Annotated in this window: 8 protein-coding genes; 1 reads left to right on the top strand and 7 read right to left on the bottom strand. The window is 51.8% G+C overall.

What is annotated here, in order from left to right:
- Positions 1–260: 260 nt before the first annotated feature.
- On the bottom strand, positions 261–992 hold the full coding sequence (locus NST04_RS26445) for a hypothetical protein (protein ID WP_341186938.1): 732 nt from the start codon (positions 990–992) through the stop codon (positions 261–263).
- Between the two features lie 151 nt (positions 993–1,143).
- On the opposite strand from NST04_RS26445, the gene NST04_RS26440 reads away from it, so the two are divergent.
- Complete coding sequence (locus tag NST04_RS26440) at positions 1,144–1,746, top strand: DUF4304 domain-containing protein (RefSeq protein ID WP_341186937.1); 603 nt, start codon at positions 1,144–1,146, stop codon at positions 1,744–1,746.
- A 347-nt stretch (positions 1,747–2,093) separates the two neighbouring features.
- On the opposite strand, the gene NST04_RS26435 is transcribed toward NST04_RS26440, so the two are convergent.
- The 6 genes from NST04_RS26435 to NST04_RS26410 form a co-directional block, all read right to left on the bottom strand.
- Positions 2,094–3,263: a DUF4317 domain-containing protein gene (locus tag NST04_RS26435; RefSeq protein WP_076158698.1), complete on the bottom strand. Its 1,170-nt coding sequence runs from the start codon at positions 3,261–3,263 to the stop codon at positions 2,094–2,096.
- A 182-nt stretch (positions 3,264–3,445) separates the two neighbouring features.
- A complete protein-coding gene (locus tag NST04_RS26430) occupies positions 3,446–4,054 on the bottom strand; it encodes a hypothetical protein (protein WP_341186936.1) in 609 nt (202 codons plus the stop codon).
- A 53-nt stretch (positions 4,055–4,107) separates the two neighbouring features.
- A complete protein-coding gene (locus NST04_RS26425; RefSeq protein WP_341186935.1) occupies positions 4,108–5,046 on the bottom strand; it encodes a phosphotransferase in 939 nt (312 codons plus the stop codon).
- A complete protein-coding gene (locus NST04_RS26420) occupies positions 5,036–6,583 on the bottom strand; it encodes a GGDEF domain-containing protein (protein ID WP_341186934.1) in 1,548 nt (515 codons plus the stop codon). Before NST04_RS26420 ends, NST04_RS26425 begins: the two co-directional genes overlap by 11 nt.
- 73 nt (positions 6,584–6,656) lie before the next feature.
- A complete protein-coding gene (locus NST04_RS26415) occupies positions 6,657–8,411 on the bottom strand; it encodes an ABC transporter ATP-binding protein (RefSeq protein ID WP_341186933.1) in 1,755 nt (584 codons plus the stop codon).
- Positions 8,408–10,141: an ABC transporter ATP-binding protein gene (locus NST04_RS26410; RefSeq protein WP_341186932.1), complete on the bottom strand. Its 1,734-nt coding sequence runs from the start codon at positions 10,139–10,141 to the stop codon at positions 8,408–8,410. Before NST04_RS26410 ends, NST04_RS26415 begins: the two co-directional genes overlap by 4 nt.
- Positions 10,142–10,269: the final 128 nt, after the last annotated feature.

Below are 10,269 nucleotides of genomic sequence, written 5' to 3'. Positions count from 1 at the left end.
TAGTTTTCTATACTGGTTTATCGACATTTTTCGCGATTAAGTTAACTAATTCGACAAATTATTTTTAGTTTTTTCGCCAATAAATGTGTATTAAGTCCTTGCGTGATTTGAAATGACGCAAATACGCGCACCCCCCCAAAAAAAAGTGGGGCTTTAGCGTAGGTGATGACTCAGGTACTTTGCGGGGACCCCAAAACTTATAAATTCTATCAAAAAAGCCCGCTCTGTCGATTGCACAGAACGGACTGTTAAATAATCCTCTACATTTCTTCCACATACCGCTTGGCTTCGCCAAGGGGCATATCCGTATGCTGGCGGACCAGCTTGATGGCCGGAATGAGCTGTCCATCCTTTTTTAACTGCCGTACATGCTCCTGAATTTCCTCGGGAACGACCTTCCGTGAAGTGCTTGCAGCCTCCCGGCGCTTCAGCTCCGCGGCTACCCGCTGCTCCATATGCGGTGTCAACGTCTCGTCTACGGATGTGGAGGTGAGCGGCAGGCGCTCAGGTCCTTTGCCCCGGATCGCACTAAGCAGGGTGCCTATAATGGAGTAGAGCACCATATACTGGGCCAAGCGGTACAGGTATAACCATACGGTACTTAGTGTGACCATCTCCCCGCCAGGCTTCAGTATAGCTAAGTTATCCGAAATGACATACTGGCCTGGCGCATAATTATTGACATCCTGGTTCAGCTGCAATTGACCTATAGATGAGACGATCCATTCCAGCGGCTTGTTATAGACCGGATTGCCCGCCGAGTCGATGAACATGCCGAAGAAGGAAAACAGCGCAATGATATAGACCAGCCCATTTGACCAGTTCCACCGTTTGCCGAACACCACCAGACTGAACACCACCAGCAAGATAACACTTCTCGCATAATCATTATGTAGGAATAATTGAAAAACTACCGGCAACCCCCAGCCGAACAGAACCACCATAACGGCAGCGAACCCGAATACACCGAGCAGAATTTTAACATTTTTCATCACTTACTCCATTCTCCTTTCTTGCCTCCTATCCTATATTTACCCAGAATGAAGTCATTTGAGATTATTCTGTTTATAGTACATTATAGCTGTCAGCCCACATGTTATAATATGCAGTCTATGATCACCAGAGGAAGGAGGATTACTTACTATGCAGGAATTGTTAGATATGCAGGAATTGTTCAAGCAGATCATCAAGCAGGACGTCAAACCTTTTTTCTCCGCACAGGGCTACCGTACAAAGGATCTGAACTTCTACAAGACAGAGGGCCAATTCAGCTATAAAATCAATATCCAGAAATACAAGTACAATACATACAAGCAGCTCAGCTTCTATGTGAATTACAATCTTCATTCCGAAGAGCTTGCGCAGTATAGGCCTGCTAAGTCTCTGGGCTTGGCTCACTTCTATGCCCGGATCAACCAAATCGTCCCCGCCGCTCCGGAACGCTACTTCCTGACGCCGGAGGTAGATGTGGACAAGTTCACGGCAGACCTGCTGCTCCACTTGGATCAGGGTCTTCAATTCTTGTACACCTTAACAGATGCCAGGGCCATTATTGAATACTATATGCAGCGGACAGCACTGCATTTAAGTGAAGAGACCTTCGGGTTCCTGCTGGATACAGGGGAGACAGAGACTGCGGAGCAATACCTGAAGCAGCTCCAGGCGAAATACGGCGCCGAGAAGCGCTGGGCAATCTGGGAGCAGAAATATGCAGCGGTCTGGGAGAAATACGGAAGCTCTTCCTAGCGAAGGAGATTCTAGTCGCTTTTTCGACTACATTTCGCCTTCGCGGCGCACACGGTTCAATTGTAGTCGCTTTTCCGATTACATTTCGCCTACCCAGCGCACACGGTCCAATTGCGGTCGCTTTTCCGATTACATTTCGCCTACCCAGCGCACACGGTCCAATTGTGGTCATTTTTCTGTGAAAATACGTTTGGTACAACCTGCGATAAACTCTTGCTACTCATTTTCATGGGCATAGGTTGGGCCATGTGCTCTCGCACCAACCCTACACCTACACAAAAAGGGCTTCCCGTTCTCCTAAGGAGACATCGGGATAGCCCTTTTTCCAAAAAAACCTTCTATACAGATTAGGATAAGTTCTCTGTCAGCAGCGTGAAGCCTTCGATCACCGCATCCTCATCAATCTCAATCATGATGCAGCGCTTGCCCTGGTAGTTCACCTGCCGTACATATCTCAGGTCCTGCGGGCTGATCGTGATCGAAGCAACCTTCGTATCGATCTTGATCGACTTGGAGGTGAACTTGGGGATGACGCTGCTGGCCTTCATCTCATAGTGCTTATTGTCCACGATGGTCTCGAACGCGCGCTCCACCTTCTCCGCCGTCACATCCTCCACGCCGCTGGCCTTCAGCACACGCTCCACATCGCGGTAATCGAGTCTCGGCGGTTCTTCCTCCTCCGCGTTGTCCTCAATCACCTGATGAATCTCCTCGTACACCTGGGCAATGGTCGCCACATCGATCTGTTCGCCCGCCACTTCCTTCACAATATCTTCAAAAATAGACCGTTCCTCCAGTGCCGTCACCGACCGCTCCGCATTCAGCACCTGCTCGATGAACTGCGGGTTCGGGTTATTCGCGCTCCCTGTGCAGTACAGCACACGGTTGATATCCGAATAGTTGTCGGTCACACTCGGGTAGAAGAAGCCCTGCTCCGGCGTACTCAGCTTGATGATCGGATCAACCATGATATTATACTTGAACTCCCGTTCTACATAATCGAACAAAAGCGTCTTACGCTGCTGCTCTGTGGAATTCACGCTGCACAGAATGAACGGATGCGCGAAGACCTCGTCCTTTCCGGTCTCCTCGGCTTCATCATTACGCGCCTTGGTCGGCCGGAAGTATTGCCCCCGCACGAACGTGACTACGGCATCCTTCTCATACTTGGCATCCACCAGCATTTTGTCCACCAGCATGAGCATCAGGTCCTGCCACTCCTCCGGGTCACCGGTTATCAGCCCCTGGTGCAGCATCACCTGCGACGGCTCCTCCGCTTCCTCCAGGAACTTGAGCTCGAACAGCTTCTGATCCAGCTCGCCCGTCAGCAGCTTCCGGAAGTTACTCATATACAGCTCCTGCTTCTCGCGTTCCAGCATGGCGAACGGCTGGCGCTCGAAGTGGTAGATTTCGTTCGTTTCTTTCATAATATAGACATTCAGAATATCGTACAGATTCAGCTGATCATGGTCCATCTTGAACTGCTTGCGGATATGTGCGGCTTCTTTCTTGATCATGGTATGTGACACAGCTCCTATGAAATGAATTGGTCAGGCAATAGCTTCCTTAATTATAGCACGTACGTTCTCCATGCAGTTGAAAATTCCGATTCAGCCCCTCACCTCAATGGAGGTGAATTCTCAACGTTGGTGATAAATAAAACCCCTTCGCCAGAAGGGGTTTTATTTATCAGTTCTATTCATTTTTTGTAGGCGGCTTCAAGATCCAGCAGATTCTTATCCGAGATCACCTGGTAATTACCGTCCTGTTGGGGAAATTCCAGGCTTGCCATAACTTCAGCTTTGAACAATCCATTCTCCCCCTCTGCTGTCTTGTCTGTTCCTGAGGATATCTTTATCAAGACCCAGCCGGTGCGATAATTTTCCTCCTTACGGATAATGTTGATCCATGAGTCTCCAACATCAATGGGCTGTATCTGCGGGTCTCCATAGAGGTAGTTCCAGTAGAAGCGTTCCCCGGATTTCTTTGTGTTTCCTCCTTTGCTGAGGCTTTCAAGCTTCCCCCCAGCATCAACACATAGGTAAGCAGTATCTCCAGATAATTCATAGATAACATCATCACTGCCGCGCAGCTCAAACAGAATGCCTGGAGTTACGCTGATTGCTGGTGACCACCCAGCATTCCAGGATATATCAACTATTTCGTCAGCAGGCACATCAACAGCATTCAGTTCCTTCACTTTTTCCTCCGTATTGAGCGAGCACCCGGTACCAATCAGAGCCAGCGTAAGGAATACATAAATAGATCCCCACCTTAATCTGCCAACTTTGATTTTGTTGAATACCATATTCAGCACCGCCTCTATGCAAGTTGGATATGTCTAATTGTTACCTATACCTACTACACAATAACCATATCCAAATATCGCCGCAGCCCGCCCTCAGTACCAGGGTCCTGCAGCCAGGCCCCCAAGCTCCAAGTCATATAACGCAAGCCGAGATAACGCGAAGCAGCCCGATATCTCTGCTCAAACGTATCCGCAGGAAGCACCCATCCCAGCGAAGCCAGCACTTCACGGTATTCTCCAGCTTGAGACCGGTCAACCCGCATCGGGATGTCCAGGAACAGGGAGCCGTACCGCGCTTCTTCCCAGTCAATGAACATAACGTCATCATTATTGTGTACCAATATATTTCCGGGGTTCAGATCATTATGTATAAGCGTGTGAGTGGTCTCATCCTTCCAGACGGCTTCAAGCTCGTCCACGATTTTCCCCGATATGGCATTGACCTCAGATATGTACGTCCCGAAGGTCTCCACGAACCGTTCATTATGCTTGGCCTCTTCCCATGCGGGTCGCCATACTCCATCAATTATAGTCTCTATGTATGCACGGTTAACCCGGGGGAGCCAGGCTAACTCCTCCTGCAATCCACGATTACGGTTATGAATATAAGCCAGCGCCTGCATTTCCTTGTGCTGAAGCATCGCGATATCCAGATTCTGATAATCCGTCTGATAATCTACGTCCTGAATACACAAGAGCCCCCGATGGTCCGAATCCAGATTACCCGCTCTATTAAAAGGGACATTAGCCCCCTGATCCATTAACCGGTTCATTACCCGGCGTTCAATTCCATTCGCCATTTTGGTAATCACAGAGCTGTACTCTTGTCTGCCTTCACTCTCTACGAGAATCCGGTGACGGAATAAGTCCACCGCCTGATAACCCGATTGTAGCGAAGTGCTCTCGATATCAAGGACCCTTGCCGTCTCACACAGAAACTCCCGCACGGTTTCCTCAATTAACGACATCTCCCCGCCAATCTCAAATCTCATGATTCCCCTCCGCCTCTCCCCGCTTGATCGCATACATCCGTCTGTCGGCTTGGCGCAGCAGCGCGTCCGGGGCCGTTCCGTCCTGCGGATACAAGCTGATGCCGATGCTCATATCGATCTTCAGCTCTTCGCCTTCATAATCCAGCGTGGCCTGTGCAGCCGCCGCCAGCAGCCGGTGCTCCAGCTCTGTGGCGGTCAGTCCGTCCCCGCCTACGGGGCAGAACAGCACGAATTCGTCGCCGCCGAAGCGGGCCGCCAGCCCGTCCGGCTGGACCAGCTGATGGATCATGCCCGCTACCTTGCATAACATCTGGTCTCCGGCCTCATGACCCCAGCGGTCGTTCACCTGCTTGAACCGGTCGAGATCCAGCAGCAGGATAGCTACTTCCCCGCCGCTGCGCTCTGCTTCCGCAAGAGTCTCCTCCAGCTTATCATAGAATTGCCTGCGGTTCGGCAGCCCTGTGAGCGGATCATGGTAGGCCATGAAGGCAATCTGCCGTACATGCTGATTGCGCAGCCGGATGTCGCGGATGAGCAGTACGGCATGAGGCTCATGATCCACGGTCACGTAATCCCCGTTAATCATCACCTCGATTAGACTATCCCCGCTATGCAGAACCATCTCCAACTCACCGATATCGTCCTGCGTCTGAAGCTTCGCTACGATCTCCGCACCGCCCAGATCAGCAAGGTTAGCCTTCTCCAGGGTCAGATGGTCGAACATCTTACCGGCACTCGGATTCGCTTCCTTAATGCTCCCGGACAACGAGACGAGCAGCGCAGCCTGCGAGTTGATCTGGAACATTTTTTTGTAGCGCTGTCCCGCATGATTAAGGAACTCATACCTCTGCATGGACAGGCGCAGCACGAAGCACCAGATCAGCCCTCCATAGATATACGTATACGGCGGCAGCACTTCATTGAAGCGGAAATAGCCGAATACAGCGACCCAGAGGAACGTCACCCAGGAGCCGTACTCCAGCAGCTTGAAGATACCGCCATGCTCCTGATAGTCAGGATCGGCGGTACTCCACTTGCGCGCACTGCGCAGCATAGCAATCGGGACGAAGCTCAGCAGCAGGCTGGCCGTCAGAGTCCCGTAGTAAGCCCCGTTCGCCACCGGCCATTTCCATACCCCGCTTACGGTGAACAGCTGCACAGAAGTATAGGAACGTTGACCAAGGAGTCCAGCCGGGATCGCCAGCGTTAGGATATGAAACAGATAGGGATACCACGGCCGGGACATCCGCTTATGGAGGCCAATCAACCGGGCAATCAGATGGAAGCCAAGCCCTGGAATGAGGATACCGACATTGGCGAACCAAACCGCAGCCAGCACCGGACTGTATTCAATCGGCAGCATATACCGGATGTACTCCTCCAGGAACATCAGGAAATAGCACAGAATTGTAGCGCTTACCAGACGATGTTCAATCTTCCGGGGGTTGCGCAGCAGCACATCCATTCCCATGTAGAAAAAGAAGAGCATCGGCAGCCAATAAAATACGACAGGTATCCACACATGGATCGGGCTCATTTCTCTTCTCCTCAACAGTCTGTCACGGACATAGTTAATCTTAATTTTAATATATTACCGGGCGGAGACGCCGTCAATGAACAAGTTCTGTGGTATGGCTTAAGGCGGCGTATTGGCTGCGGAACAGCAGATCATACGCTTCATTCCGGTTACGCAGGTTGGCATGGGTATCGCAGGCTGCCACCTTACCGTCTTGCAGAACCAGCACCTTGTCACAGTCTTGAATTGTAGAGAGGCGGTGCGCAATCGAGATCATGGTGGTGCCGGCCGACAGGCGCTTCAGCTCATTCCTAATGCCGCTCTCATTCTCAGGGTCCAGGGCGCTTGTACTTTCATCGAAAATAATAATGTCCCGCTGCTGCAGCAGCGCCCGCGCAATCGACAGCCGCTGCTTCTGGCCCCCGGAGAGCTTCATCCCTTTCTCCCCGACAACCGTATCCAGCCCTTGCTCGAGGGATGCAATGAAGTCATAGATATTGGCGCTGCGGCAGCAGGCGATCAGCTCTGCTTCCGTTGCCCCGTCCCCCGCCAGCAGCAGGTTCTCCCGGATCGTCATATTGAACAGAACAGGCTCCTGCACCACGATGCTTACCTTGGCCGCCACACTCCCGCTGTTCACCGCATGCAGATCCGTGCCTCCGATGCGGATGCTCCCGCCCTGAGGCTTCATCTGTCCGGTCAGCAGCCTGGCAAGCGTTGACTTGCCGCTGCCGCTCTGCCCTACGATGGCCAGATGCTCCCCCTTCCCCACCGAGAACGAAATTCCGTCCAGTGCGAAGGCCTTCGTCCCCTCATAGCGGAACTGCAAATTCTGAACCTCAATCTCTTGTCCCCTAATGCGCATGTAAGGCCGATGATCCGCCTCTGCCTGCAACAGTCCAATCACTTTACTGATATTCACCGAATCATTCTTGTAATTCATCAGGCCGTTGCTGATCGTCTCAATGAACCCGAAGAACTGCCCGTAGAAGCTGATGAATACCAGCAGCACACCGACCTCCGAGTAGCCCTTAATCACGAAGAGTCCGCCAATGAAATAAATGAACAGCTGGGTTATGAAGTTCTTGGTGAAGAACGAATAAGTAACGCCCAGATGCTGATAGAGCTGGCTGCGGAACCACACCGGACGAATAGCCGCATAATGCCCGTTCAATTCCTCTAGCTGGGCCTCCTCCAGATTATTGGTCTTAATATCCTTCCAGTTCTGCAGACTTGCATGTAAAAAGGATTCGTAACCGTTCTGCAGCCTCCATAGCTCCTCCCCCGCCTTCCTCGTCTTCTCGCCCAAGAGATTCACCGTCAGTAAGGAGACCGGAACGAAGACGAAGCTAAGGAGGGCGATCCGCCACTCATAGCTTACAAGAATCCCAGCCAGCGCAGCAGCATACAGGACAGCGTAGCTGAAATCTAACAGATGAACCGTGAAAAACCGTCCGGCTGCGGCTGAATCCTGCTCGATCCGGCTTTTTAGATCACCAATGCTGTACCCGCTATACTCCTCATAATCCAGGCTGCTCACTCTATTCAGCAGTTTGCGCTTAAGCCTCAGGTCATACTTCAGGAGCAACTGGTTGGAGTAGCGCCTGCTGACCGCAATCCCGGCCGTCGTAAGCAGGAATACTCCCAGATATCCCGCGATAACGGGCCATAGCTCATTCATATGCTCCTCTACCAGCACACGGTTGACGAGCACAGAGTACAGGAATAACGGAAGCAGTCCGCAGACCAGATTCCACAGCTTGAACAGTGCGAGCGCCAGCAGCGGCTTACGGACCCCTTCAATTCCTTGAGTCAGTGCTTTATAGGCAGCCCATCTTGTCATAGTCATACCGCTTCGCCTCCTGCACAGTGTTCGCTGAACAGATCTATGTACGTTTTATTGCTTCTGATGAGTACCTCGTGAGTATCGTAGCCTGTGACCCGGCCGTCCTCCAGCACTGCGATCCGGTCACAGCCTCTAAGCGTGGACTGCCGATGGGCGATGATGATCAGCGTCCGGTCTTGCGCAAGCTCACTGGTCATCTGCCGGATCAGCGCCTCATTCTTGCTGTCGAGGGACGAAGTCGCTTCATCGAAGACCAGAATTTTCGGATTCTTGACCAGGATTCTTGCAATAGCCAGACGCTGCTTTTGGCCGCCCGATAATTCCTGCCCTGAAGTCCCCAGCACCGTGTCGAGTCCATCCGGGAGATTCTGGACCAGCTCCTGCAGCGCAGCTCTCTTAAGTGCTTCGAGTAACAGGCTGTCCTGATCACGGTTATTCGTAAAAGACAGATTATACCGCAGCGTGTTATTGTACAGAACCGTCTCCTGATGAACCACGCCCACCTGACTCCGCAAGCTGTGCAGATTATACTCGTTCACGTTGCGGCCATCGATCAGAAGCTCGCCGCCTTCAACGGGATAGAGGCTACATAGCAGGCTTCCGAGCGTTGTTTTCCCGGCTCCGCTCCTTCCGGCAATGCCCACGGTGCTCCCTCCCTCCACACGGAGATTGAACCCGTCCAGCACCCGTCTCTCTTCCGTATACCCGAAGCTGACATTGCGAAATTCAATGGTCCCCTCCTTAATCAGTGTGGGCAGAAGGGCTTCTCTATAGTCTTCCTCCTGCTCATTCAGGAGCTCCGCCACACGCTGCAAGGACACGCTCTGCCCCCAGGTATCGGTAATCTTGCCGCTCATCGAGCTGAAGTAAGTCACAGCCATATTGAAATAGCTGGCGGCAGCCACAAAAACACCAAGCTGCATCTGCCCCTTCACAATCAGCCGGGCGCAAATGATGAACAGCAGCAGCTGTGCGGCAAGCGTGATGAATGCGTTCACCCGCTCGGTGGTCACTTCGATTCTTCCATTGTCCACATGCTTGTGATGGATAGAGACTGTCCGCCTGAGATAGGTGCGGGTCACCAGCCTCCCGGCATTCAGCAGCTTGATCTCCCGCATATTCGCCACAATTTCAAATAAGTAAGAGGACAGCCTCCCCTGCTCCGCCGCCAGATCCCGGTTAACGCTAAGCGCCCGTTGCTTAAAGTATTTCGAGGCCAAGAACACGACAGGCACCAGCACCACCGTGAACACTCCCAGCAGGATATGATAATAGAACATGAAGCCTACGGCGAACACGATATGCAGCAGATTGGAATACCCCCACAGTCCGCTCCAGAAGAGGAGATTCATAATGTCCTTGGCATCGCGGTTCATCCGGCTGATCAGGTCGCCGCTGTACATCCCCGAGAGATCCTTCCCCTTTTGATGCAGGATTTTGCGGAATAGCGCCCGCCGGATATCGAACACGAACCCCGTCATCATCTGGGAGGAGATCAGATTGTTCAGCGTCGCCACAATAAACTGATTGAACAGGAGAATTCCGGCATAGATCAGGCACAGCTTCAGGAAGGTATTCAGATCCTGATCATAAAAAGCGATATTAATCAGCCGTCCGCCCAGGAACGGATACATCAGGTTCACTAAGGTCATTAACGTAGTTACTAAGAAACCGCATACAAATACCAGCTTGTGCATCCGTATGAAGGTCATCACCCAGCGTCTTGCAGTCACTGCTCCACCGCCTTCCATATATTCACAAGGAATATTGTAGCACGGACGTTCGCATAGGTGGAGTGAAGAAGTTCTCCCACTCCAAAATGGAAAGTAAGCTTTACATTCAATGCAACATGCAGTACACT

This window comes from Paenibacillus sp. FSL H7-0756, assembly GCF_038006765.1.
Lineage (GTDB): Bacteria > Bacillota > Bacilli > Paenibacillales > Paenibacillaceae > Paenibacillus_AQ.
The sequence above is the reverse complement of the archived record's forward strand: the minus strand, read 5'-3'. Positions and strand labels throughout refer to the sequence as shown.